A 24,711-nucleotide genomic window follows, 5' to 3' on the forward strand; every position below is an offset into this window, starting at 1 on the left:
TTAAAAAAAAGGTTCACTTTTGAACCTTTTTTCTATTTTTAAACCATGACCGAAAAGAACCCCCTTTACTTTACCATTCACGGACATTTTTATCAGCCCCCTCGCGAAAACCCTTGGACTGGTGTTATTGAGAACCAGCCGAGCGCACGTCCGTTCCACGACTGGAACGAACGCATTGCAAGCGAGTGCTATAGCCCGAACTCCGCAAGCCGTATTTTAAATTCTAAAGGCAAAATTGTCAACATCGTAAACAACTACGATTTCATGAGCTTCAACATCAGCCCGACTCTCATGGGCTGGATCCGTACCAATACGCCCGACACCTACAAGCGCATTCAGGACGCCGACAAGCGCAGCCAGGAACGCATGAACGGTCACGGCAACGCGATTGCTCAAGTTTACAACCACATCATCATGCCGCTCGCAAGCACGCAAGACAAGCGTACGCAAATCCGCTGGGGCATTGAAGATTTTAAGTTCCATTTCGGTCGCATGCCCGAAGCCATGTGGCTTGCCGAAACCGCCATCAACTTTGAAACCGTTGTTGAGCTCATCAAGGCTGGCATCAAGTACACGATTCTCTCGCCCACGCAGGCAGACAAGTTCCGCAAGTTTGGCGACAAGAAGTGGACCGATTGCAGCAACACGAATATCGATACCACGCGACCATACCGCATTTACCCGCGCGACAAGGAAGGCAACCTCGTCTGTGACGGTTACCTCGACGTGTTCTTCTACAACCCGTGGCTTTCGAGCGCCGTCGGATTTGAACATTTGCTCCGCGATGCAGGCACTTTCGGCCACCGCATTGAAAGCGCCTGGGACGCAAACCGCAACGATCCGCAGCTCGTAAGCATCGGTACTGACGGCGAATCCTACGGCCACCATGAACCGTTTGGCGACATGTGCGCCGCATGGCTCTACAACAAGTTCGCCCCGCAGAACAACATGGTTCCGGTGAACTACGGCTGGTTCCTCGAAAAGTTCCCGCCCAAGCACGAAGTCGAACTCAAGAACTTCTACGGTGAAGGCTGTGCCTGGAGCTGCGCTCACGGCGTAGGCCGCTGGTACAGAGACTGCGGTTGCTCCACCGGCGGTGGCGCCGACTGGAACCAGAAATGGAGAGGCCCGCTCCGCGATGCCTTCAACCATCTCAAGGAAGTCGCCGACAACATTTTCGTTCGCGAATTCGAAAAGATTTCAAAGATTGATCCGTGGGAAGCTCGCAACAACTACATCCAGGTGATTGTCGCGCCCGAAGACGAATCCCGCAAGGAACAGTACCTCAAGGATACGCTCAAGGACTACGAAAAGCAAGAAGATCGCGCCAAGGCCATCCGACTTCTCGAAATCCAGAAGTTCTGCCTGTTCAGCTTCACCAGTTGCGGCTGGTTCTTCAACGATATCGAAGGTCTGGAACCGGTGCAGAACATGCGTTACGCACTCCGCGCGATGCAGCTTTTAAAGCCGTTCCTCCCGATGGGCGACAATCTCAAGAGCGAAATTCTGTACATTCTCGCTCGCGCCACGAGTAACGAACACAAGTGGAACGGCGCCGAAGTCTTCACGAAGTACGCCGAAGAAAACGTCCCGTCCGTCATCAAGCAGATGGCAGAACGTGCCGCAATTTACCACCTCGAACTTGAAGAAGACTACCTCAACAAGGATTCCCGCATCACCGCCACAAAGATAGCGTCCCGCCGTCGCCAAACGCTTGTGCGCACGTCTTATGAAGACAACGATCTCGGAGAATCTTGCGTGACCACGAACTTGGTCGTCACGGACCAGCTCAGCCGCGTAAACATCGTCGTTGCCATGGGCGAAGAAAAGGAAAGCGGTCTCACGTTTGTTGAAAATACGAACATGACGACGGAACAGCTCCACGAGCTCTACCCGACAGCATACGTTGTCCGCATGAGCAATCTCGCGAGCGATTCTTTGAAACGCATCAACCAGCTTTCGACGCAGATGCACCTTGAGAACATCACGAAGTCGTTCTCCGGCTTTGCGCTGAACCACGGCATTTCCATCGACAGCCTTGCCGACCCGGACCACACCTTGCCGGACACCATGAGGAAGATTCTCACGGTGGAAATCAACGCACGCATTCACCATGCCGCTTTGCAGTTGCTAAACGAGCACAACAAGGCGAACATTGAAGAAATTCACGAGCTCATCACCGAAGCGACCGCGCTCAACACGCACTTTAGCTTTGGCGGGCTTGGTCACATGTTCTTCCATAAGCTTACGCTCCTCATCGACGAAGTAGCAAAGAAGTTCAACGAAGAAACGCTCAACTACATCACCGACCTCATCACAGTCGCCGATTGGCTGAAGATTTTCATCAACAAGACTTCTCTCGAAAACCACGTCTTTGGCATCTACAAGCAATACAAGGCAGAACCTGACGGAAAGTTTGCGGCCCTCAAGCCGATGTTCCAATGGTTGAACTTTGAGGTGGTTTAATGTACAAGCTGCCAAGCGCTCCACTCATTACAGCGCAAGAGATAAATGCGCGTCTGGACACACTCGCCTCTGAACTGAAGGCGTTTGATTTTGACGTAATTTTATCTGCACTCACTGGCAGCTACATGTTTACCGCCGACTTGTCCCGCCGTATCGCGACTCCGAAATTGCGCATTGCATTTATCAAGGCGTCAAGCTACGGCGAATCCGACCAGCCGAACGCAACTGTCCATATTTCGGGCCTCGAAGGTCTTGACATCAAGGGCAAGCGCGTTCTGTTGATTGATGACATTCTAGACACTGGCAACACGATGTATTCCCTCGTGAAAGCCATCGCGGATTACTCCCCCGCCTCCATCACGACTTGCGTACTGCTGAACAAGGAATCAAGACGAACGGTGAATTACCATGCCGACTTCGTTGGTTTTGAAATTGAAGATAAATTTGTGGTAGGTTACGGTCTCGACTATGCAAATACGTACCGCACCTATCCAGAAGTATGGGCTCTTGAAGAAGCATGATTAACAACAACACAAACAACAACGATAATGATGATTTAAACGAAGTCAAGAAACATGCAACAATGACATTTGCAGCCATTGAGCGCAGTTTCCACAGAATGGCATACCGCAAGCGAAATGCCATTCGCATCATCGTCTGTTTACTTTTCTTTTTCTTAGGCTATCAGGCCAACAACTGGTTTAGCAGCAAGATTCCGACCGAAAAAATCATCGAAAAAATTGCAGCACAGCCGGACCTTCCGAATAAGTGCAAATTTCGCTATGACCGTTCCATGGAATACGCCATCATGCACGAATGCGTTTTCTCTCACGATACGCCGACAGACGACGTGAAGCTAATCCAGCGCATCAACTACTGCTCTTGCGCCTTGGAACGCGTACAAAAAAAGAAGCCCTTCCAGAAGATGTTTGAAAACAACCTGGAGGACTTCACATTCAAGATTCGCGAAGAGATCCTGTGCAAGGACGAAAAGATTCCGCAAGCGCTCGAAATGGAATCCGAAACGCCCGCAAAATAACACCTTACAATATCAGCATTCCGTCGCCGTAGCTGAACAATTTAAGTTTGTTCTCTACGGCCATTTTGTATGCGTCAAGCGTATTTTCGCGACCATAGAATGCCGACACGAGCAAGATAAGAGAGCTCTTTGGCCAATGGAAATTGGTTAAGAGACCGTCCACGATCTTGTACTTGTATCCCGGATAGAAGAACGCATAGGTCACGCCCTTTTGCGGTTTCAAGAATCCGTTGGCATCAGCGACTGTTTCAATCACGCGCGTACTTGTCGTTCCGACAGTCACAATGCGGCCGCCTTCGCGTTTCGCCTTGTTGATGATATCGGCATTTTCCTTGGTGAGCTCGTAATGTTCGCCATGCATTTTATGCTGCGTGAAATCTTCGACGGAAATGTTCTGGAACGTTCCTGGCCCCACATGGAGCGTGACTTCAGCGACATAAACGCCCTTCGCCTTCAAGTCTTCGAGCATTTGTTCGCTAAAGTGGAGGCTTGCGGTCGGTGCGGCCACAGCGCCAGCGTACTTTGCAAAAATTGTCTGGTACGCCTTTTTGTCGTCTTCGTCATCGGGGCGGTCAATGTAAGGCGGCAGCGGAACGTGTCCTTCCTTGTTCATGACTTCTTCCATTTCAGCAGGAGTCTTTTCGAAACGAAGAACGCGGTTTCCGTCTTCTTCATGAACTTCTTCCACGAACGTGCGCACACCTGCAAGCTTGAGTTCACGCCCGACCTGGAAAGCCTTGCCCGGATGCACCTTGGCTTCAAAGCGCGCCTCGCCCGCTTCGGACGGATTGAGCGCCTGCACCAAGAGGACTTCAACCTGGCCACCAAATTGCGTTTCGCCATACAGACGAGCAGGAATCACCTTCGTATTGTTCACCACGAGGCAATCGCCCGGACGGAACAAGTCTACAATTTCGGGCGCCTTCATGATGCGGCGTTCGCCGCCATTCTTCGGGCAGTATAAAATATGCGTTTTGCCCTTGCCCGCCGTGCGGGAGGCAATCAATTCTTTCGGGAATTCAAAGTTGTAATCAGAAAGATGGTAATCCATTACTACGCCTTCATATCCTTCAAAGTATTTTTCAATTTTTCAATCATTTCCGTGCGCAGAGATTCTGGCTTCAGAATTTTCACATCCGGCAACACGCCGAACAACCAAGTCTTAAAGTCAGGAGTCATGCGGAGCTTCAATGTCACAATCATGTTTTTGTCCTTATCCTCGGTGATATCGGCACACGGAGAAAAACGGGACTTGATAAACTGAGTCTTGAGCCAGCCAGTTTTGATGAGAAGCTCAATCGTCTGCGGATCTTCCTTGGAAACATACTTTCCAAAAGCGTACTTGTAATGTTCATACACACAGAAAGGTTCACGCAGCGTGATTGCGCTATTATTCGTCTGCGCAATGCTCAAGATATTTTCGACAAGATAATTCTTAAAGATATGCGTTTCAGGATACGTTTCGTCAGCGGCAATCAGGTAAAGCGTATCTATACGCATCACAAGCTTAACCGGGCTCACTTCAATCGTCTTCTTATCCGTTTCTTCATTTGTGCTTCTGTACACCATTCGAATCTTGAAGCCATCGCGAATTGCAGACAAAAGTTTTGAGACCATTGTATCTTGAGCTTTGTGATCACAGAACGGACCATAATCCATAATGTAGTTCGGGTCAACTGTAATCGCTTCGGCCTTGAATCCATCCGGATCCGTAGTCTGCATGGAAGATATAACGCTATCAATGAGCTTGCGGTTTTTCAAGTCCAAGGGCGTCGTATCATTCATCGTCTTTTTGAGCTTTTCGAGCTGTTTGACGATTTTCTGGTTAAAGTCCACCTTTTGTTCGGTCTGGATAACGTAAAAAGTTTCACCATCTTTTTTGAACTTATGGAGGCCGCAATTTTCCTGTTCTAGCGCATTCAAATGACGGAAAATCGTTCTAGGGCCGCAATCCATTGCCTGGGCAAGCATCGATACTGTCATCGGCACACGAAGCTTACACTTAATCTTGTTTATCTTTTCATATCCTGTAGCCATTTATCCACTCCTCTTTTTTCCTAAGTTTTTAAAATCCTTAGACGGTTACCCACCGCTACTGACCGTGCAAAACCTGCAACAGCCAACAGCGCAAACTCTCTCTGGGCAATATTGCCCACTCGCCCCTCGACCAAGAATCGCTTGCCCACGTACGTAACATGAACAAACGAATTTTTCAAGAAGCGGTATGTTGAAAGCTTATCCATAATTTTCCGGCAAAGGTCCTTCTTCCCGAGATTCTTTTTAAGAATCGCCGTTCCGTGCATATTCAAAGAGATTATGCCAGGAATACTTTCAATACGAGACTTTAGCTCATCTGGATAAACTTCATCTTCGTAATAGAAAGTCACCTTTGCTGCGCCAGATTTGACCTTGACGCTATACTTGAAAATCGGATGAGCATCATCATCCAAAACATCCCAAATCTGTCTTTCCAAGTCTCCATCGGAAACTTTAGAATTCTTGCGGACACGCACCATGTTCACGCACCCGCGAATTCCAGCGATTTCTCCAACTTTTGTCTGAATCATCCGTTTCGTCGCTAGGCTATTCACAAAGCCACGCAGATAGACAATGCCCTGCCCCGCTTCAACGGTGATATCTTCGCTAAGCCCATTTGAAAGCATTTCCAAGTGCTTACGCACAACAGAAACAACTTCGCCATTCGGCGGATTTTCGGCATAGCGCGGATAGCTCATAAAGACAATCAAGCCATCGTCCATTTTTACAACTAGTTTATCCTTAGATTCATCCTTGACAACACCGATTGCAATTCCGAACTGCTTACGAATCACATGATAAACATGGTCCCCAAGCAAAGTATGCACACATTGGGCCGGCAAAAGCCGATAGCCTTCAGGAGACACTTCATGATCGATTGTGATCCGGGGACCTTCATGTTTCTCGTCGGCAGGTCCGTTCTTATAGACAACGACTTCTTTATCGTTGGATTGGAAAAAGCTTTTCACGACGCAAGGACGACTCGCACCATCAAAGTAAAGCCAGTCACCCGGGAAAATTCGACTATACCCGTAGACTTTCGCATATTCAGAATGGCTATCGTCCTTGTGGCAAAAAGCAAATTCCTGAGAAAACGCCACATGGTATGTTCCGCAGTGCGTACAAACGCAAAGCAGCGGAATACCACGTTCAACACCACCATACGTCGAATACTCTTCCATGGCGCAGACGTCATGACGAACCGCCTGCTGGCAATGCCGGCAGTACAGCAGCTGCGAGTACAAACGATATGGAAAATATTGACGCATTTTTAGCGGCTCCGCCGCAGTTGGCAGAACTTAGTTGGCAGAACTTAGAGAGATTGCCACGCTTCGCTCACAATGACGTTACTCTAAGTTCTAAGATCTAAGTTCTAAGTTCTCTTTTTATTTCATCAGCGGGAGCGCCACGTCCATGCGGCGGAGCACTTCTTCCTTACCGATAATTTCGAACATTTCCCAGAGGCCAGGGCCAGCAGTCACGCCGGACACGGCAAGGCGCGGAGCGCCCACCAGTTCACCGACCTTGTGACCGCAACGTTCGGCCAGGTCGTAGAAGCCCTTCTCGATCACCGGAGTCTTGAAGTCTTCGATAGAAGCGAGCATGTCGCGCACGAGCGTTGCGATTTCCTTGGAGCCTTCGCCGAAATGTTTCTTGGCGCCCTTTTCGTCGTATTCCGTCGGAGCGACAAAGAAGTACTTTGCCATCGTTGCGAGATCCTGCACAAAATGCGCACGCGGCTTGAGCTGCTTCACAATTTCGAGCAAGCGTTCGTTCGGTTCGGCACTCGTATCAACGCCCATAGCCTTGAGGCCATCAACCATGATGTCCTTGAGGAAAGCATCATCGCACATGTGGATGTGCTGGCCGTTCATCCACTGGAGCTTCTTTTCGTCAAAGCTTGCGGACTTCGGGTTGATGCGTTCAAGCGAGAAGCAGTCGATCATTTCCTTGACGCTCATCACTTCGCGGTCGTCACCCGGATTCCATCCGAGGAGTGCGAGGTAGTTCACAAGCGTTTCCGGCAAGTAGCCGAGGTCGCGGAAGTCACCGACAGAAGCAGCACCCTTGCGCTTGGAAAGCTTACCGCCGTTCTTGTCGAGAATCACCGGCAGATGGCACCAGACAGGCGGCTGCCAGCCAAAGGCCTTGTACAAGAGTTCGTGCTTCGGCGTGGAGCTGATCCATTCGTCACCGCGGAGCACATGCGTCGTACCCATGTAGTGGTCATCGACAACACTTGCGAAGTGATAAGTCGGATAGCCGTCGCGCTTGATGAGCACGAGGTCGTCCAGAAGTTCGTTCTGGTAGCTGATGTGGCCGCGGATCATGTCATCGAATTCCGTGACGCCCGTTTCCGGAACCTTGAAACGGATAACAGCCTTTTCGCCAGCGGCAATGCGAGCTTCGGCTTCTTCGCGGCTGATGTTGCGGCAGTGGCGGTCGTAACCAGTGACCGGCACGTGAGACTTTTCTTGTTCAGCGCGGACTTCCTGCAGACGTTCTTCGGTGCAGAAGCAATAGTAAGCGCAACCGGCATCCAAAAGCTTCTTGATTTCACGATGGTAGATGTCCAGACGTTCGCTCTGGAAATACGGACCGCAGTCGCCTTCGCAACCCGGACCTTCATCCCACTGGAGGCCAAGCCACTTGAGGTCGCGCATCAAGTCGTGGAGAGCGGTTTCGTTATAGCGCTTACGGTCAGTATCTTCAATGCGCAGGTAGAACGTGCCACCCATGTGTTTTGCAAAGAAGTAGTTGTAGATTGCCGTACGTGCGCCACCGACATGCAAATAACCCGTGGGGCTCGGAGCAAAGCGTACACGGACAGGACTTTTTTCAGTCATAGATTCCTCTTTAAATCCATATTTTATTTTATGACAAAAATTAGCAAAATCCATTGTATAAAACTTAACAGGATAGCGATATCAAGGTACATATTGGAATACTTTCCGTCCAACATTTTATAGAAACTTTCAAAACAGTCACAGAATTATTACACAAATACTTTTTCGCCAAGTATTTTCTGTGTACAGGCCAAGGCGAGGGCATTTTAATTGCTAAGTTGCGGGCGTCAAAAATAGGAGTCATCATGATTATTAAACCGCTCATCCGCAGCAACATGTGCATTAATGCCCACCCAAAGGGTTGCGCTGCCGATGTCAAACACCAAATAGAATTTATCAAAAAGAAGTTCACTACGCGCAGCATTCCTGCCGATGCACCGAAGACTGTACTCGTTCTCGGTTGCTCTACCGGTTACGGACTTGCAAGCCGCATTGTTGCCGCATTTGGCTACAAGGCGGCAACGATTGGAGTTTCTTTTGAAAAGGAAGGTTCCGATGGCGGAATCGGGGAATCCCGCGAAAAGACAGGCACGCCGGGCTGGTACAACAACATGGCTTTCGACAAATTCGCAAAAGAAGCGGGCCTAGATGCCGTGACGTTCAACGGTGACGCGTTCTCGCACGAAATGCGCCAAAACGTTATCGACACCCTCAAGAAGATGGGCCGTAAAGTAGACCTTCTCGTTTACAGTGTCGCAAGCTCCGTGCGCGTCGATCCAGACAACGGAACAATCTACCGCAGCGTCTTGAAGCCTATTGATAAAGTATTTACAGGCGCCACGATTGACTGCCTCAGCGGTAAAATCAGCACCATCAGCGCAGAACCCGCCACCGCCGAAGAAGCGGCCAATACAGTCAAAGTCATGGGCGGTGAAGACTGGGCTCTTTGGGTACGCAAGCTCAAGGAGGCAGGCGTTCTCGCCGAAGGCGTGAAGACCGTCGCTTATTCATATATCGGCCCGAAACTTTCGCACGCCATCTACCGCGACGGTACAATCGGTGGCGCCAAGAAGCATCTCGAAGCAACCGCACTCGAGCTCAACAAGGAATTGCAAAACGACCTCCACGGCGAAGCCTATGTCTCTGTGAACAAAGGACTTGTCACGCGCTCTAGCGCCGTCATTCCCATCATCCCTATGTACATTTCCGTACTCTTCAAGGTCATGAAGGAAATGGGAAATCACGAAGGTTGCATCGAACAGATGGAGCGTTTGATGACCGAAAGACTTTATACGGGTTCCAAAGTCCCGACGGACGAGAATCACCTCATCCGCATCGATGACTATGAATTAGATCCGAAAGTCCAGGCAGAAGTGGACAAGCGCATGGCAACCGTCACGCAAGAGAACCTCGCCGAAGTGGGCGACCTCGAAGGATACCGCCACGATTTCCTCGCGACAAACGGTTTCGATATTGATGGCGTGGACTATGAAGCCGATGTTCAAACGCTAACGAGCATATAGTTTCTATTTTTGGGGCAAAACCCCTTAACATCAAGGACAACTTATGGAAACACTCAATTCCATTCTCGATGCTATCGATGGGTACGTCTGGGGCGTTCCCCTCATTGTCATCATCCTCTTTGTAGGCATCCTCCTCACCATTCGTCTCGGCTGTCTGCAGGTCATGAACTTGCACAACGCGCTCCGCTTCATGGCGCACAGCGAAAAAGACGGCGCAGGCGAAGTCTCCAGCTTTGGAGCACTCTGCACGGCTCTCGCCGCCACAATCGGTACGGGTAACATCGTCGGTGTAGCAACCGCTATCGGCACCGGCGGCCCAGGCGCCCTCTTCTGGATGGAAGTGGCCGCATTCCTCGGCATGGCAACAAAGTACGCCGAAGGTTTGCTCGCCGTCAAGTACCGCACAGTCGATAAGGACGGCAAGGTTCTCGGTGGTCCGTTCTATTACATTGAAACGGGTATCAAGGAACGCTTTGGCTGGAACATGAAATGGCTCGCCGTGATTTTTGCCATCTTTGGCATGGCAGCAGGTCTCCTCGGCATTGGCACCATCACGCAGGTCAATGGCATCACGAGCGCTATGGCTCGCCTCACCCCGAACGCCGCTGAATTTGTCAACATCGGCGGAAACTCCGTGAGCATCACGACCGCTATCGCAGGCCTCCTAGTCACAATCTTTGCAGCAACCGTCATCATCGGCGGTCTCAAGCGCATTGCAAAAGTCTCGATGTACATTGTTCCCATCATGGCAATCATCTACATCATTGCCTGCATTCTCCTTTTGCTCCTCAACTTCTCGCACATTTCTTCCGCCATCGAAACGATTGTGAAGGCAGCGTTTAATCCGTCTGCAGTCACTGGCGGCGTTGTCGGCTCCATCTTTATCGCCATGCAGAAAGGGATTGCCCGCGGCATTTTCAGTAACGAAGCAGGTCTCGGTTCCGCTCCTATTGCAGCTGCCGCCGCAAAGACAAAGGAACCTGTACGTCAGGGCCTCGTCTGCATGACAGGCACATTCTTCGATACGATTATCATTTGCACGATGACGGGCCTTGCCATTGTGGTCTCGGGCGCTTGGGATCCGAAGCTCGGACTCGAAGGCGTGAACATCACGATGGAAACATTCTCCCGCGGCCTTGCCATTATCCCGGGCGGTGCAGTGATTGCTCCGTACTTCCTTGCCACGGCTCTCGTGTTCTTTGCTTTCACAACGATTCTCGGCTGGGCCTACTACTCTGAAAAGTGCTTGCAGTACTTGATTGGTCGCAGGGACAAGAAGGCAATACTCACCTACCGTTGGCTCTACATCTTCGCGATTTTCGTTGGACCGTACCTCACGGTAAGCGCGGTCTGGACAAGCGCAGATATTTTCAACGGCCTGATGGCATTCCCGAACCTCATTGCACTAATCCTTCTCTCTGGAATCGTGGCAAACGAAACAAAGACGTTCCTCGCCAAGTTCAAGAACGAGAAAGAATAGAACTTAGAACTTAGAACTTAGAACTTAGATCTTAGATCTTAGATCTTAGTAATTAGTAGTTAGTTTTAAGTTATTGATTATTCGTTATTAGAGCCCGCGAAAGCGGGCTTTCTTTTTATAAACAAGACGAGAATTATGGTTCCTGTCGCTACGCTCCAGGATGACAACTTCAAGGATGACGTTGACTCAGCATACAAAAAGACCTCCCAGATGGGAGGTCTTTTTAAGTTCTTGTACTAGATGATTCTAAGGTCTAGACTAGTTACCAAAGAAGCACTTGGCCTTGCCACCTTCTTTACCCGTTGCTGTCACGCAAACGTTATCCATCGTATTCTGGCCAGCCTTCACAGCACCCAAAGCAATACCGCTATTGCTGATGTTGTAATCGCCCGGATAAGACTTAGAAGATGTACCATAAGTGATATCCAACGTCAACCCAGGCTGGTTCTGAGCTGCGGTAACATCGCAAAGCAAGGAGATGTTATTCGGAGTCCAGCCACCTTCCCACTTGAAGGAAACCTGAATGCATGCTTCCTTGTTCAGCGGAATATCAATAGAGACATCCGCAGCAGACGGAATGCTGGAGCCTTCAAACGTCAAGGGGTAATCCGGATCGTTTGCATCCACAGAAACAACCGTATCGCACGGGACCTGAATAACGGTGTTGTCGTCATTGGAAACGCTAACGATCGGAGCTGCAGCCTGGTTCTTTGCGGTAAATGCCTGAGAAGCCTTCGCAGGATTCGTCGGATCGGCAAGAGCACCAGCCCATTCGTAACCGACAATATTAGCACCCGTAGAAGAGCAGCCCTCAATAGTCCAAGCACCACCAACGCTAATATCCGGATTCTTTTCTGCAGCAGCGCACTTACAGCCTGTAATCGGAGCGCCGTTCACCTGAACCGGTGTGCAAGTCACGTTATGGACAGCACCAGCAGCCGTGGTAATCTGGACAGAAGCATTGTGCTTACCAGAGGTAGCGTACGTCACCGTATGGGTACGGCCTTTAACACCTTCCAAAACAGCTGAAGCAGCCGGAGTACCATCGGCGGTCGTCCATACGGACTTAGACTTCAGGTAATCCTGGCCCGTAATAGCACTGCCACGTTCAAACTTCCAAATTACGGATTCGCCACTTTCATAGGTATCCTTTTCCGGAGCGCAGGTACCAACATCACCACCCGGCTGTACAACCGGAGCGCTGCTAGACGAAGAATAAAGGAAAACCGGACCGGACTGAGACGACGAGGATGCAATGCCCGGTTCTGCAGAAGACGACGTATTGATAACAATCTTGCTACTAGAAGATACATTCGTTGACGGAGCAGAGCTAGAGGATCTAGCAGTTGGCCTTCTAGAAGAAGAGGAAGAGGACGTTGCAACAGCAACTCCACATTCAGGACACAAACCCGGTTGAAGTGCCAAAATACCGACAACAGCATCATCAATTGTTTCCATGTTAGCATCGGCATCGGTAGGCTTGGAAATTTCACCACTTCCACAAGCCCAAAAACTTGCGGCAATGCCTAAAGCGAACATACCAGCATAAATCTTTTTATTCATAAAAAACCTCTTAGGCGAAAAATAAATTAAATCACCGCAATATGCAAACACTGTAAGCGTTTTTTATTGAGGAAATTCACAAAAAAGCGCCCCGAACACGAGGCCCGGAGCGTTTGTAAAGTTAATTATACAAGAATCTGTATTTTATAGAACTTTTAGAGATTAATACGTCTGACATTCCGGGAGAGTATCATCTTCTTCACAGGAGGTAGCCTTCTTAGAACTAGAAGATTTTTCTTCCGATTCTTCCGAGGAAGAAGAACTATCTTCCTCAGGCGGTTCTTCGGACGAAGAGCTTTCCGGCAAGGCCTCTACACGGAGGAGCGGGTCCATATCGTTTTCATCCAATTCATTGTATTCACAGGTAACGGTCTGCGTTCCCCAAGTTGCCATAGGAGCCCTGTCACCAGTAATATCTCCCGGTTGGGTGTACTTGACGGTAATCGTTGTAGAGCCACTTCCTTTTTTCTGGCCGTCAATGAGTTCTGCAGAAGCATCCCCCAAAGCCATCCAGTTGTGCGTCCCTTCAAGGACATTGCCATCGGCATCCACAATAGACCATTCCACAGATTCACCCGCAGGTATCACACGCTTGCTGACAGCGCAATAGCCCTTCACCACGGCCTTGGAAGAAGAAGAGGATTCTGGTTCAGAAGAAGACGATGATTCCTCTTCCGAAGAAGAGCTTTCTTCAACCTCAACCTGATAGACGCGGAAATCATCGTCACAACGAATTTCCTTTCCAGCGAATGTGAGATCCGGCCCAAACTTTTGTCCAACGGTAGAATACTTCACCTTGATGCTAGGCGTACCATTGCCCGAAAGTTTCCCTTCGACAAGTCCCTTTTCGACTTCATTGGAGACTTCCCATATGAAATTACCCGTTTGCTGCGAGCCTTCATCCGGGAGGTAGCTCCAAGTCACTATGTCACCGATATAGACCTTTTCGGGCCTATCCAAAATGCACTTGCCAGAAACCGGCAGTGGCTTGCTGGAGCTAGACGACACACTGCTAGACGATGCAGACTTTGCCGTAGAGCTGCTAGACGAGCCCTTAACGGAGCTAGAAGATGTTGTCCCGCCTTTGGAGCTGCTAGAATTTGCAGAAGTCGAACTAGAAGAATTCGAGGTCTTGCTACTAGAAGAACTCTTGTTTTCTGATTTCTTGGAGCTGCTGCTGATTTTCATAATGTCGTCAGCATCGCAGCCGGCCTTGTGGCCTTCCTTGCTGTTACAATACTTTATAAACGGTTCTAGAAATTCATCAACGTTCTTATCGTAATCTTTCTTTGTCGAATCAATTTTTTCCTGAATTTTCTTCAGAGCCGTTTCATCCTTATCATCGACACCGACGATATCGCCTTCGCCGCATGCCCAAAAAGCCGTCATGACTGACGTCAAAAATAAAGGTATTAACTTTTTCCTATCCATAATTTTCCCCACTCTTTTATTCTTGCGATTCCCCATCCACCGAAATTTTGCGCTGGCCCGTAATGAACTGATGCACATACGGGTTGCTTGTATTCTTGATTTCATCGACGGTCCCCACCTCGATGATTCGACCATTCAAGAGCATGGCAATTCGGTCCGCCACCTTGAATGCACTGACCATGTCGTGCGTCACCACGACAGACGTAACCCCGAGCTTGCTCTGCATATCGAGAATAAGGTCGTTAATCACGTCACTCGTAATCGGGTCCAAGCCCGTTGTCGGTTCATCGTACAAAAGAATTTCCGGATTCAGAGCAATAGCTCTCGCAAGCGCCACACGCTTACGCATACCACCCGAAAGTTCGGATGGCATCTTTGTACGGAAAGACGGTACGAGGTTGATCATCTGGAGCTTTTCGGTCACCACGTTCTGGATCTCGGCTTCAGAGAGTTCGGGATGATGTTCACGGAGGGCAAAGGCGATATTTTCGCCTGTATCCATGGAGTCAAACAAGGCACCCATTTGGAACAACATACCCATCTTGCGGCGAATGGTTCGCGTATCGAAGAACTGCGGCGTACTGATCGTCACGCCATCGACAGTCACTTCACCGCCATCCGGCTGCAAAAGTCCAATCATGTGCTTAAGAATCACGGACTTGCCACCGCCAGACTTACCGATGATGACCATCGTCTCGCCACGGCGGATGTCGAGGTTCACGTCTTCAAGAACCGTCTGAGGGCCAAAGGACTTCTTGAGCCCCTTGAGTCGAATCGCAATATCATTCGGATCGATTTTTACATTCGGCATAACAACCTCTAGAAGAACATGAACGCATCAAGAATAAAGTCAGAAACCAAAATCATAAGGCAACTCGCCACAACAACACTCATCGTTGCAAGGCCCACGCCATGCGCACCCGGCTTGGAGTGCGTCCCGTGGTAATAAGCCAGCACAAAGATGATCGTCCCAAACACAATCGACTTGATAATCCCCGCCCACAAGTCCATATTGCTGAACAGGTACTGCATACCGGTCGAATAGGTGTAGGTCGTGATATCCAAAGCAAGCACACAGACAATCCAGCCACCAATCAACGCAAGCGCATTGGAGATGGCGGTCAGACACGGAATCATCGTCAAGAACGCAAAGAAGCGCGGCATCGCGAGGTAGCGGTACGGGTCAAGCCCGAGCACCACGTAAGCGGAAAGCTCTTCTTTCTCTTTCATGGAACCAAGCTCCGCAGCGACGGCACTCCCCACTCGCCCCGAAAGCACGATAGCCGTAAGGAGCGGTCCAAGCTCGATAAGCACCATCTTGCAAGCGGCCGTTCCCACAAACTTGTCGGACACGAGATTGTGGAATTCAAACTCGGCCATGATGGTTGCGACCATGCCCGTAAAGATGGATGTCACAAACAGAAGCGGGAGCGAGGAGACGCCTACAGAAATCATCTCCTTCACAATAAGCGACGGATTCTTATGCACGTACCGGAACTGCTTGAGCGTAATAAACAGGATGCAAATGCACTCGCCTACGGCGGCGATTGCATCAACAATCTTTTGCCCAATCCAAGTTATCGGTTTCAGAATCAACGTCATTGCACTTCCTTAAAAACTGCCAAAGTCGGCGACCTGCGGTCCACCGCCCTCGTCATCTGAACCATACTGATAATCTTCATCGCCACCTTCCATGCCTTGCTGGTCGGTTGCATCGTAGAACGTCGTGTATTCCGGCACAAAGCTCATGTCAATATCCTTGACGGAACCGTTACGGTGCTTGGCCACAATGAGTGTGGCCTTGTAGCGGTCTTCGTCCTTATGCGTCTGCACGAACGGGCGTTCCACGAACCACACCATGTCAGCGTCCTGTTCGATAGAACCGGATTCACGCAAGTCCGAAAGCTGCGGACGTTCACGACCTTTTTCTTCAACTTTACGGCTGAGCTGAGCGAGTGCAATGACTGGAATACTCAGTTCCTTTGCCAAAATCTTGAGACCACGGGAAATCGCACCGATAGCGACAGCGCGGTTTTCTTCCTTGCCAGTCTTCATCAACTGCAAGTAGTCGATGATGAGGAGGTCGAGGTGGCCTTTATGCTTGAGCTGGCGCGCCTTGCTCATGAGTTCCATGATACCGAGGTCAGCGTTGTCATCGACAAACAGCGGAGCCTGGTTAATCGGAGTCACGGCGGCAATAATCTTCTTGATTTCGTCAGAGTTGAGCTTACCGTTACGGAGCCTACTCTGGTCGACCTGCGCTTGCGAGCAGAGCAGACGTTGGGCAAGCTGGATGCCGTCCATTTCCAAGCTGAAGAACGCAACGTTTTTGCCGTAGCGAATGGCTGCGTTTGCGGCAACCGTCATGGCGAAAGACGTTTTACCCACACCCGGACGAGCAGCGAGAATAATCAAGTCGGAATTCTGGAGACCGTTCGTGAGTTCGTCCAGTTCCGTAATGCCTGTAGGCACGCCCGTAATGCCGCCTTCACGACGGTTGTTGATGCGTTCCAGAAGAGGAGCGACAAAGTTGTCGATAGACTTTAAGGTGTTGCGCACCTGGTTATCGGCAATCGCAAAGATATCGCGTTCGGCATCTTGAAGCACATTGTCCGGAGTCGAAGCCGGATCCATCGCCTGGCGGATAATTTCGGAAGACGTGCGGATGAGCTTGCGAAGCACCGCCTTGCTGCGGAGGTGTTCCAACTGCCACGGGACATTCGCCGACGAAGCGACGGATTCCATCAATTCAAAGATGTATTCACGGCCACCGACAATGTCAAGCTTATCCATCTTCGTGAGTTCCGCCGAAAGCGTCACAGGATCGATGGGTGTAACCGACTTGTTCAAACTGCAAAGTGCATTCCAAATCAACTGATGACGTTCCAAGTAGAAAAAGTCATCGTCACTGATGGCCATCACAGCGACGCCCATCACTTCGGGGTCACGCAAAATACCGCCCAACAGGCAGCGCTCCGCCTCAACATCGGCGGGCATTTGGCGACCATCAAACGACTTGGATTTATTTTCTTCAGACATAACTATACCGATTTAAATATACAATAATAGTTTACATTGGATTTTGGGGATGGCACGAAATCGGGGTGAAATGGGCCATAAAAATGGAGATGCCCCATCGAGTGGGGCATGACAATGTGATTGCGAGAGTGCGCGGGGTAATGCGCGGCTACTTGGCTGCGGTGAAAAGGCCGCTGCGCGGGATATGCACCTTCCACGTGAGCCATTTAAGCTGTTTGTCCGTCGTCATCGTGTAAGCATCGACAAGCGAGACCGTCTTTGTGCCGTTGAAATCAAGCGCAGTTCCCGCATTATCATTGAAGTTTTTACCCTTGCTGAACACGTCATAGAAAAGCGGCTCGCCAAAAGTCATCATGATTTCAGGCGCAATAAAGGAAAGTTCCTTTGTTAGCATTCGGCGGAGCGAGGCGAGCAGGATCGGAGATAGTGCTCGCGGAGCATCCTTGTAGAAATACGTGACGCCAAGTGAATCCGGGACGTAACCGAGGCTTCCGAACAAACGCACAAGCATCTCGCCAGTCGGAGACTGGAAGAAATTGTTGCCAGTTTCGCCGGGCTTCGGGGCGGCAAGGAGAATCAGAAGGCGCGGGTGCTCCGGGCCTTCGTAGCGAACAACGTTCGTAGCACGCGCGTAAAGCGGGTCGGTCTTGAGCGCATCGTAGAAGGCGACGATGGAATCGGCGAGTTCGTACGCGGCGGTCGTCTTCTTGACGGCGCGCGGGGCAATGGTGAGGCCAGCATCGAGCTTTGGCGCCGGAGCCGGATGCGGAGAAGGCGCGGGTTGCGCGGGAGCGCCGAATGAAGGCTGCTGAAAAGCGGACTGCGCAGGAGACTGGAACGGCGATTGCTGAGGAATCGGAGCAGGATTCGCGGGAGCCGAATGCTGCGGGAATGGAGCCGGGTTCGCGGGACGCTGCATTTGCGGCATCGGATTTGCTGGACGGACAGGCGCAGGAGCGGCAGACTTTTTGCGGGTCAATGTCCACGGTTCATCGAGGAGCAAATCCTCCTCGCCCATGTCCATTTGGCCTTGCAGATATTTGCGAAGTTCGCTGAAATCAAATTCTTCGGGCATACCGTTCCTCTAAGCGTTCTTTAACTGATCAAGGCTAAAATCTACAATTTCTTGCGCGAGATCGATTTTGGAGCCCATCTTCATCTCGGGAATTTCAACCTCAGCCGCATTTTGTGCATTGCGAGAGTTCGCGCGGATTAACGTGTAACGGACTTCGTCAAAACCAAAACCGCTGTTCGCAGCCACAGGGGCATTGAGGAGTAGCGCATCGGCGCCGCTCTTCTTGAGCTTCTCGGCCGCATGTTCCTTGAAGTGGTCCGTTTCAAGCGCAAAACCGACAATGACCTGGTCCGCACGCTTTTGAGCAACACTGTCACGCAAGATGTTCGGATTCGGTTCAAGTTCCAAGACGAGCTGACTACGGCTATCCTTGATTTTTTCTGTAGCGGCCACCTTCGGGCGGTAATCGGCCACGGCGGCGCAATGCACGAGCACATCGGCGTTTTTCATCTGCTCAAGAACAGCCTTATGCATATCGCAAGCGCTCTTGATTTTTGTCACGTGGACGGCACCCGGAAATTCAGCTTCCATCGGGCCAGCGACAACGCTCACTTCAAAGCCGTTCGCTAGGAACGTCGCGGCAATAGCAACAGCAGTCTTTCCGCTGCTACGGTTGCTAATGTAACGCACCGGGTCAATCGCTTCTTCGGTGCGACCAGCCGTGATGAGGACCTTCTTGCCGTAACCGGGAAGCGTCGGATCCACTTCATTTTCAGCAGGAAGAGTTTGAAGATCCTTCGACTTCGCGCGCGGCGCTTCGCTCAGGATGACACTACTAGCTTCTAAATAAGCGACAATTTCCGCAGGGTCGAGGAGGCGGCCTTTGCCGACTTCGCCACAGGCGAGTTCGCCCGCCGGGCTGTCCATCACGAACGTATTTTCAAAACTGCGGAGCGTTTCGAGATTGCGTTTGACGGCCGGAGAATTGAACATCGCGACATTCATCGCAGGGGCAATAAAACGCGGACCCGTGCAGCTCATAAAGCAAAGGCTCACTGGGTCATCAGCAATGCCATAGACGAACTTTCCGATGACATTTGCGGTCGCCGGAACGACGAGATAAAGGTCGGCCCAACGCGGGAAATCGATATGCTGGAACGGACGCGCTTCAACGGCGCCATTTTTCAGGTAAACCGGACACTTGGAGAGGCTTGCAAACGTAAGCGGGGCCACGAACTGCGTAGCGGCTTCGGTCATGCAGACGCGCACTTCGGCGCCTTTCTTTTGCAACAGGCGCAAGAGTTCACAAGACTTGTAGGCGGCAATTCCGCCCGAGACTCCAAGAAGAATTTTCTTTCCAGCGAGATTCATAGCCATTAAAATAGCAATTTAAAATTTAGTTACTAGTTAATAGTTATTAGTTACTAGTATCGCAACGATGTCATTTGAGAGCACTAAGCCTTTTCCCGGCGAGCCAGGGGGTGAATCTGTTGATAAGCAGAATGACGGGAACGAGAGCTGCAATCGTCACGATAGTCAACACAACACTTACCAATAGCGAAGATTCAATCCATTCAGGCGCCACATGGAAAACCTTGAAGAGCACGCCACGCAAAATGCTTTGCACCATGATATGCAACGCCAAAATCGTAATCGTATTCTGCCCGATAAAATTCAGGACAGCTCTTTCGCGAATGGATTTGCAAATCGCAACAAAAGCGAGCAAACTAGAAAAAGTCATCATCGCCTGCATGGCGACAAAAGTCAACAACGAGGTCGTTCTTTCTCGAGCCATAAGCGCAAGCGAGAACACAAGTACAGAAGTCAAAATTACAAACAAATTACATTTCAAAGAATAAAGTAGCTTTTCAGCCAAATTTTTCTTTGACGAGACAAAACCAATAGCTAGGCAAGAAAGGAAAAAACACGCCTGGTCCAAATTCCAGAAAACATGCGGCAATTGCAACATGTCCATATAGGTCCAGTAAATAAGTCCCGGAATAAAAAGCAACGCAATTATGGTTACCCTCAGGAACTTTTTCCGAATGCGGAGCAAGCACCAAAAGAGGATTTCTACCACAAAAAGGCAAGTCAAAAACCACAGGGGCGTGACAAAGAAAGTGCTGTTCGTCCCGCATAAAATCTGCATCAAGACATCAGTGACTGTCGCATGAGTCTCGTACGACAGGCCAAAATTACGGCGCACGAGGAACCAGAACGCAAAGAGTATCGCAGAAAATCCAAAGTACGGGATGACTAGGCTGCAGAACTTTTTTCGGAGGAGTTCTAGGAATGGAGCGTTCGCCGAGCGTTCAAAAGTGTAGCCGGAGAGGAAAAAGAACGCGGGCATGGCAAAAGCGAAAATGGTTTCATTGACAAGGTAAATAGATTGCATGTGGCCGAGTGCGACCAAGCTAATGGCGAGAGCCTTGCAAATGTCAATCCAGGCGATGCGTTTTGTGATGCGGGATTCGCGAAGTTCCATAGAATAAAAATAAAAAGAAATCCCGCGAGTGAACGCGGGATTCCTTTAAGCTTTAGTTTGAAACCAAATTAAGCTTCAGCTTCTTCGGACTTTTCAGCCTTCTTCTTGGAAGCCTTCTTCTTCGGAGCAACAGCTTCGCCAATCGTGGTGCCGTTTTCGCCCGGCTTGTGGGAGTCCATCCAAGCCTTGAGTTCAGCGGATTCACGGTTCTTGAAGTAGTCAACAACGGAGAGATAGATCTTGCGGTTGTTCTGATCGATTTCGGTCACGACAGCCGGAACTTCGTCGCCAACCTTGAATGCATCGGCCGGAACCTTGATGTATTCAGCGGTGAGCTTGGAGACCGGGATGAAGCCTTCGATACCGTCAGCGAGTTCAACCACGACGCCGCGGTCGAGCATGCGAACGATCTTGCCCTTGACTTCGGAGTCAACCGGGTAGGTGGAATCGATAGAATCCCACGGGTCTTCGGTGAGGTGCTTCATGGAGAGAGAAATGCGGCGCTTTTCCTTATCGACGGCGAGAACGACGCATTCAACCTTGTCACCCTTCTTGACCATTTCGTTCGGGTGGGTGATCTTCTTGGTCCAGGACATGTCAGAGACGTGGATGAGGCCATCAACACCTTCCTTGATTTCGACGAATGCGCCGAAGGAAGCGATGTTGCGGATTTCACCGACGACGCGTGCGCCCGGCGGAAGTTCAGTTTCGATAGAATCCCACGGATCAGATTCGAGCTGCTTCATGCCGAGAGAGATACGTTCTGCATCTTCTTCAACCTTGAGAACAACAGCTTCGACTTCCTGACCGACGGTGAGGATTTTGGACGGGTGCTTGACGTGCTGGGTCCAGGACATTTCAGAAACGTGGATGAGACCTTCAACACCGCTGTCGAGTTCGACGAATGCACCGTAATCAGTGATGGAAACAACCTTACCCTTGACGATAGCGCCTTCCGGATAACGTTCGGCGATATCCTTCCACGGATGCGGCTTAAGCTGCTTCATGCCGAGAGAGATGCGTTCCTTCTTGTCGTTGAAGTCGAGAACCATAACTTCGACTTCCTGGCCGAGCTGGAGCATTTCGGACGGGTGGTTGATGCGCTTGTAGCTCATGTCGGTGATGTGGAGGAGGCCATCTACGCCGCCAAGGTCGATGAATGCACCGAAGTCGGTGATGTTCTTGACAATACCCTTGCGGACCTGGTTCTTCTCGAGAGTTTCGAGAACGTCGCCACGCTGCTTGTTGCGTTCTTCTTCGAGAACGACACGGCGAGAAACGACGATATTGCGACGAGCCTTGTTGACCTTGATAACCTTGAGGTCGAATTCCTGGCCGATAAGAGCGTTGATGTCCGGAATCTGACGGAGGTCGATCTGAGAGCCCGGGAGGAAGGCATCGATGCCAAAGAGGTCGACGACAACGCCGCCCTTGATGCGCTTCGTGAGAGTGCCGCGTACGACTTCGTTGTTTTCGAATGCAGCGTGGATGCGATCCCACACGCGAACGAAGTCAGCCTTCTGCTTGGAGAGGATGAGGCGACCGTCTTCGTCTTCGAGCTTTTCGACGAACACTTCGATTTCGGAACCGAGTTCGAGAGAATCAGTATCCTTGAATTCGGCGCGATCAATAACGCCTTCGGACTTGTAGTTCACGTCGACGAGAACTTCCTGGTCGTTCACCTGGCTGATCTTACCCGTGACGAGCTTGCCCTGTTCGAGGTAGCCCATGCCGGCATAGACGTCAGCGTTGGCCTTGCGGAAGTCCGGGGAGCATTCACCCTGAGCGGCGAGAATTTCTTCGAGATCTTCTTGAGTTCCGAATTTGAGATTTTGAGACATATTAGTTAATTGGGTTGTGGTAACAAAGGATTCAGGCTACGCCACTACACCTACGTAGTCGAGAATCTTTTGAACCTGTTGTTCGATTGAGATGTGTGTAGTGTCAATTTCAATAGCATCGTCCGCCTTCTTCAACGGGGCGGTCGCACGAGAGGAGTCCAGGCGGTCGCGTTCGACCAGATTGTTGAGGACTTCTTCGAGGGTAACTTTTTCGCCTTTTTCAAGGAGTTCCTTGTAGCGGCGTTCGGCGCGGACCTTCACGTCCGTCACCATAAAAAACTTGTACTTCGCATCGGGGAAAACGACGGTTCCGATATCGCGGCCATCCAAAATGCAGCTCTGTTTTTTGCCGATTTCGCGCTGCTGCTTAGTCATTGCGGCGCGGACAGACGGGAGGGCGCAGTAGATGCTCACATTACTGGAAACCTTCATGCCACGGATTTCGCTTTCGCGGGAAACACCGTTGATGAGCACATGATTTTCGGAGTCGAACCCGAGTGTGAGGTTAGAGAGCAATTCGTCCATGGCAGCACCTTCTTCGGCCGGCAAACCCTTTTCGAGGGCGGCAAGCGTCACGGCGCGGTACATCGCACCTGTGTCGAGGTAGGTAATGCCCAATTTCTTTGCAATAATCTTTGCAGTGGTACTCTTGCCTGTGCCAGAGCCCCCATCAAGGGCGATAACAAAATTTTCCGAATTACTCATGAGTGGGGCTAAAGATAGAAAATCTCCCCAGAGAAATCAATAGGCGTCGTAGTAATCGTAATAATAATAGCTAGCGTATCCCTTGTAGGAGTCAATGTAAATGAGCTCGGAACCGTTGGCATAGATGACCATGCGGGTATCATCCCCCTCAAAATTATAATAGTAATCCCCGTGGTCATAACCGGTATCGTACTCACCCGGATTATAATAAGAGCAGTTGTCATCGACACAAAGGGAGACATAGCCATCGCGAGTAATCCGCAAGTCAACAGTCATGGATGGAGACATGGAATAGGTATCCGAGCAGTCGTAGGGCTGATCAAAGGCATCGTAGCGACAGTCCACCTCATAATAATAGTGGTATCGTTTGCTGAAAGAGGCTCCGCCATCATTCGGCCCCACACTCCAATCCGAACCGCAAGCCACAAGGGCAAATGTCATGAGCAAGGCTAATAGCGCAAGGATTCGATTCATGAGACACTCCTACAAAAAATCCCCCGACAGACCGTCGAGGGAAATAAATCTACAAAAATGATTCACCCAAAAGCGACTGATTACTTGTAGTCACCGTTGTAGGATTCTTCGGTCGTGCTATCGTCGCGAGTGGATTCCGGAGCAAGGAGTTCACCGGTGCTGCCGTACTTGCGCTTTTCGTCGTCGGTAAGGCGGTTGGTGAGAACTTCGACCTGCGGTTCCTGGTGGGCAGTAGCTTCTTCTTCCTGGAGAATCTTCTGGCCTTCTTCGAGGCGGCGCTTGATGCGGTCGTCTTCCATCTGCTTCAGGTTCGTGCCGACCTTAGCCTGGTCTTCGGAAACCTTGTAGCGTTCGTTGGTTTCGTCCATGACAGCCTTGATACCCACGAGGCGGCCATCGCTATCGACACCGAGACCGGCCTTGCGGAGTGTAGAGAGCGGAAGGCGGCTTGCAGCCGTCTGGTATTCCGGCAAGAATTCGTAGCCATCCGAGGTGCCAATCAGGCGAGCTTCGTCCGGGGTCACATAGGCAAGAGCATCCTGCCAACGGGAGCTCTGGACACTAGAGGTGAAAGATACGAGGGCATTATCCAAAGCCTCGCCTTCGTCCTTCGGACCGCTGCCTGCGCAGCCCATAAGGAACAAACTAATAGCAGATAAAATAACCAATAATTTTTTCATGGGGTACTCCTCCGAAAAAAATCCTACCAAAATATAAACATAAATATCACAAACATCCAAATAAATGTTCCATTTTTCCTTAAAATGTACCCATTTTTGGCATTTTCCTCAATTTGCCACGTTCTTTTTCTACATTACGTCTACCGT

General features: G+C 50.4%; 21 protein-coding genes. 5 read left to right on the plus strand and 16 right to left on the minus strand.

Annotated elements, in window-relative coordinates:
* The first annotated feature begins 45 nt into the window (after positions 1-45).
* The 3 genes from FSU_RS05560 to FSU_RS05570 are packed head-to-tail and all read left to right on the plus strand — an operon-like array spanning position 46 to position 3,505.
* On the plus strand, positions 46-2,466 hold the full coding sequence (locus FSU_RS05560; RefSeq protein ID WP_014545499.1) for a DUF3536 domain-containing protein: 2,421 nt from the start codon (positions 46-48) through the stop codon (positions 2,464-2,466).
* Positions 2,466-2,987, plus strand: coding sequence for a hypoxanthine phosphoribosyltransferase (hpt, locus tag FSU_RS05565; RefSeq protein ID WP_014545500.1), 522 nt, complete (start codon positions 2,466-2,468; stop codon positions 2,985-2,987). Before FSU_RS05560 ends, hpt begins: the two co-directional genes overlap by 1 nt.
* Positions 2,984-3,505 (plus strand): hypothetical protein, encoded by a 522-nt coding sequence (locus FSU_RS05570; protein WP_014545501.1) that lies wholly within the window; start codon positions 2,984-2,986, stop codon positions 3,503-3,505. The genes hpt and FSU_RS05570 overlap by 4 nt, the downstream gene beginning before the upstream one ends.
* A 4-nt stretch (positions 3,506-3,509) precedes the next feature.
* Here FSU_RS05570 and queA read toward each other — a convergent pair whose 3' ends face one another.
* The 4 genes from queA to gltX form a co-directional block, all read right to left on the minus strand.
* Positions 3,510-4,556, minus strand: coding sequence for a tRNA preQ1(34) S-adenosylmethionine ribosyltransferase-isomerase QueA (gene queA / locus FSU_RS05575; RefSeq protein WP_014545502.1), 1,047 nt, complete (start codon positions 4,554-4,556; stop codon positions 3,510-3,512).
* Between the two features lie 2 nt (positions 4,557-4,558).
* Positions 4,559-5,542, minus strand: coding sequence for a helix-turn-helix transcriptional regulator (locus tag FSU_RS05580; RefSeq protein WP_014545503.1), 984 nt, complete (start codon positions 5,540-5,542; stop codon positions 4,559-4,561).
* Positions 5,543-5,562: 20 nt separating this feature from the next.
* Positions 5,563-6,810, minus strand: a complete 1,248-nt coding sequence (locus tag FSU_RS05585; protein ID WP_014545504.1) for a BON domain-containing protein — start codon at positions 6,808-6,810, stop codon at positions 5,563-5,565.
* A gap of 117 nt (positions 6,811-6,927) precedes the next feature.
* Positions 6,928-8,388, minus strand: a complete 1,461-nt coding sequence (gene gltX / locus FSU_RS05590) for a glutamate--tRNA ligase (RefSeq protein WP_014545505.1) — start codon at positions 8,386-8,388, stop codon at positions 6,928-6,930.
* Positions 8,389-8,633: 245 nt separating this feature from the next.
* Here gltX and fabV point away from each other — a divergent pair, with 245 nt between their 5' ends.
* Entirely contained in the window at positions 8,634-9,851 is a 1,218-nt protein-coding gene (gene fabV, locus FSU_RS05595) for an enoyl-ACP reductase FabV (protein WP_014545506.1), read from the plus strand.
* A gap of 43 nt (positions 9,852-9,894) precedes the next feature.
* Entirely contained in the window at positions 9,895-11,331 is a 1,437-nt protein-coding gene (locus FSU_RS05600) for an alanine/glycine:cation symporter family protein (protein ID WP_014545507.1), read from the plus strand.
* A gap of 258 nt (positions 11,332-11,589) precedes the next feature.
* On the opposite strand, the gene FSU_RS05605 is transcribed toward FSU_RS05600, so the two are convergent.
* From FSU_RS05605 to FSU_RS05660, 12 genes are all read right to left on the minus strand, one after another.
* Positions 11,590-12,894, minus strand: coding sequence for a hypothetical protein (locus FSU_RS05605; RefSeq protein WP_015731806.1), 1,305 nt, complete (start codon positions 12,892-12,894; stop codon positions 11,590-11,592).
* A gap of 162 nt (positions 12,895-13,056) precedes the next feature.
* Complete coding sequence (locus tag FSU_RS05610) at positions 13,057-14,283, minus strand: hypothetical protein (protein WP_155808711.1); 1,227 nt, start codon at positions 14,281-14,283, stop codon at positions 13,057-13,059.
* Between the two features lie 58 nt (positions 14,284-14,341).
* Positions 14,342-15,136 (minus strand): ABC transporter ATP-binding protein, encoded by a 795-nt coding sequence (locus FSU_RS05615; protein WP_014545511.1) that lies wholly within the window; start codon positions 15,134-15,136, stop codon positions 14,342-14,344.
* Positions 15,137-15,144: 8 nt separating this feature from the next.
* Positions 15,145-15,927: an MlaE family ABC transporter permease gene (locus FSU_RS05620; RefSeq protein WP_014545512.1), complete on the minus strand. Its 783-nt coding sequence runs from the start codon at positions 15,925-15,927 to the stop codon at positions 15,145-15,147.
* A gap of 9 nt (positions 15,928-15,936) precedes the next feature.
* Positions 15,937-17,364: a replicative DNA helicase gene (gene dnaB / locus FSU_RS05625; RefSeq protein WP_014545513.1), complete on the minus strand. Its 1,428-nt coding sequence runs from the start codon at positions 17,362-17,364 to the stop codon at positions 15,937-15,939.
* Between the two features lie 148 nt (positions 17,365-17,512).
* Complete coding sequence (locus tag FSU_RS05630) at positions 17,513-18,439, minus strand: uracil-DNA glycosylase family protein (protein WP_014545514.1); 927 nt, start codon at positions 18,437-18,439, stop codon at positions 17,513-17,515.
* A gap of 9 nt (positions 18,440-18,448) precedes the next feature.
* Positions 18,449-19,750, minus strand: a complete 1,302-nt coding sequence (coaBC, locus tag FSU_RS05635; RefSeq protein WP_041260377.1) for a bifunctional phosphopantothenoylcysteine decarboxylase/phosphopantothenate--cysteine ligase CoaBC — start codon at positions 19,748-19,750, stop codon at positions 18,449-18,451.
* A 70-nt stretch (positions 19,751-19,820) separates the two neighbouring features.
* A complete protein-coding gene (locus tag FSU_RS05640; protein WP_014545515.1) occupies positions 19,821-20,864 on the minus strand; it encodes an acyltransferase family protein in 1,044 nt (347 codons plus the stop codon).
* Between the two features lie 68 nt (positions 20,865-20,932).
* On the minus strand, positions 20,933-22,705 hold the full coding sequence (rpsA, locus tag FSU_RS05645) for a 30S ribosomal protein S1 (RefSeq protein ID WP_014545516.1): 1,773 nt from the start codon (positions 22,703-22,705) through the stop codon (positions 20,933-20,935).
* Between the two features lie 36 nt (positions 22,706-22,741).
* Positions 22,742-23,410 (minus strand): (d)CMP kinase, encoded by a 669-nt coding sequence (gene cmk / locus FSU_RS05650; RefSeq protein WP_015731810.1) that lies wholly within the window; start codon positions 23,408-23,410, stop codon positions 22,742-22,744.
* A gap of 36 nt (positions 23,411-23,446) precedes the next feature.
* Positions 23,447-23,884, minus strand: a complete 438-nt coding sequence (locus FSU_RS05655) for a hypothetical protein (protein WP_014545517.1) — start codon at positions 23,882-23,884, stop codon at positions 23,447-23,449.
* 80 nt (positions 23,885-23,964) lie between these two features.
* Entirely contained in the window at positions 23,965-24,564 is a 600-nt protein-coding gene (locus FSU_RS05660; RefSeq protein ID WP_014545518.1) for a hypothetical protein, read from the minus strand.
* Positions 24,565-24,711 lie beyond the last annotated feature (147 nt).

The sequence above is a fragment of the Fibrobacter succinogenes subsp. succinogenes S85 genome, assembly GCF_000146505.1.
Lineage (GTDB): Bacteria > Fibrobacterota > Fibrobacteria > Fibrobacterales > Fibrobacteraceae > Fibrobacter > Fibrobacter succinogenes.

Coding starts and splice junctions, on each gene's coding strand:
- gltX (WP_014545505.1), bottom strand. CDS start 8,388: ATGACTGAAAAAAGTCCTGTCCGTGTACGCTTTGCTCCGAGCCCCACG.
- FSU_RS05640 (WP_014545515.1), bottom strand. CDS start 20,864: ATGGAACTTCGCGAATCCCGCATCACAAAACGCATCGCCTGGATTGAC.
- FSU_RS05615 (WP_014545511.1), bottom strand. CDS start 15,136: ATGCCGAATGTAAAAATCGATCCGAATGATATTGCGATTCGACTCAAG.
- FSU_RS05580 (WP_014545503.1), bottom strand. CDS start 5,542: ATGGCTACAGGATATGAAAAGATAAACAAGATTAAGTGTAAGCTTCGT.
- coaBC (WP_041260377.1), bottom strand. CDS start 19,750: ATGAATCTCGCTGGAAAGAAAATTCTTCTTGGAGTCTCGGGCGGAATT.
- FSU_RS05560 (WP_014545499.1), top strand. CDS start 46: ATGACCGAAAAGAACCCCCTTTACTTTACCATTCACGGACATTTTTAT.
- FSU_RS05655 (WP_014545517.1), bottom strand. CDS start 23,884: ATGAATCGAATCCTTGCGCTATTAGCCTTGCTCATGACATTTGCCCTT.
- FSU_RS05660 (WP_014545518.1), bottom strand. CDS start 24,564: ATGAAAAAATTATTGGTTATTTTATCTGCTATTAGTTTGTTCCTTATG.
- dnaB (WP_014545513.1), bottom strand. CDS start 17,364: ATGTCTGAAGAAAATAAATCCAAGTCGTTTGATGGTCGCCAAATGCCC.
- cmk (WP_015731810.1), bottom strand. CDS start 23,410: ATGAGTAATTCGGAAAATTTTGTTATCGCCCTTGATGGGGGCTCTGGC.
- hpt (WP_014545500.1), top strand. CDS start 2,466: ATGTACAAGCTGCCAAGCGCTCCACTCATTACAGCGCAAGAGATAAAT.
- rpsA (WP_014545516.1), bottom strand. CDS start 22,705: ATGTCTCAAAATCTCAAATTCGGAACTCAAGAAGATCTCGAAGAAATT.
- FSU_RS05570 (WP_014545501.1), top strand. CDS start 2,984: ATGATTAACAACAACACAAACAACAACGATAATGATGATTTAAACGAA.
- queA (WP_014545502.1), bottom strand. CDS start 4,556: ATGGATTACCATCTTTCTGATTACAACTTTGAATTCCCGAAAGAATTG.
- FSU_RS05630 (WP_014545514.1), bottom strand. CDS start 18,439: ATGCCCGAAGAATTTGATTTCAGCGAACTTCGCAAATATCTGCAAGGC.
- fabV (WP_014545506.1), top strand. CDS start 8,634: ATGATTATTAAACCGCTCATCCGCAGCAACATGTGCATTAATGCCCAC.
- FSU_RS05610 (WP_155808711.1), bottom strand. CDS start 14,283: ATGACGGCTTTTTGGGCATGCGGCGAAGGCGATATCGTCGGTGTCGAT.
- FSU_RS05585 (WP_014545504.1), bottom strand. CDS start 6,810: ATGCGTCAATATTTTCCATATCGTTTGTACTCGCAGCTGCTGTACTGC.
- FSU_RS05620 (WP_014545512.1), bottom strand. CDS start 15,927: ATGACGTTGATTCTGAAACCGATAACTTGGATTGGGCAAAAGATTGTT.
- FSU_RS05600 (WP_014545507.1), top strand. CDS start 9,895: ATGGAAACACTCAATTCCATTCTCGATGCTATCGATGGGTACGTCTGG.
- FSU_RS05605 (WP_015731806.1), bottom strand. CDS start 12,894: ATGAATAAAAAGATTTATGCTGGTATGTTCGCTTTAGGCATTGCCGCA.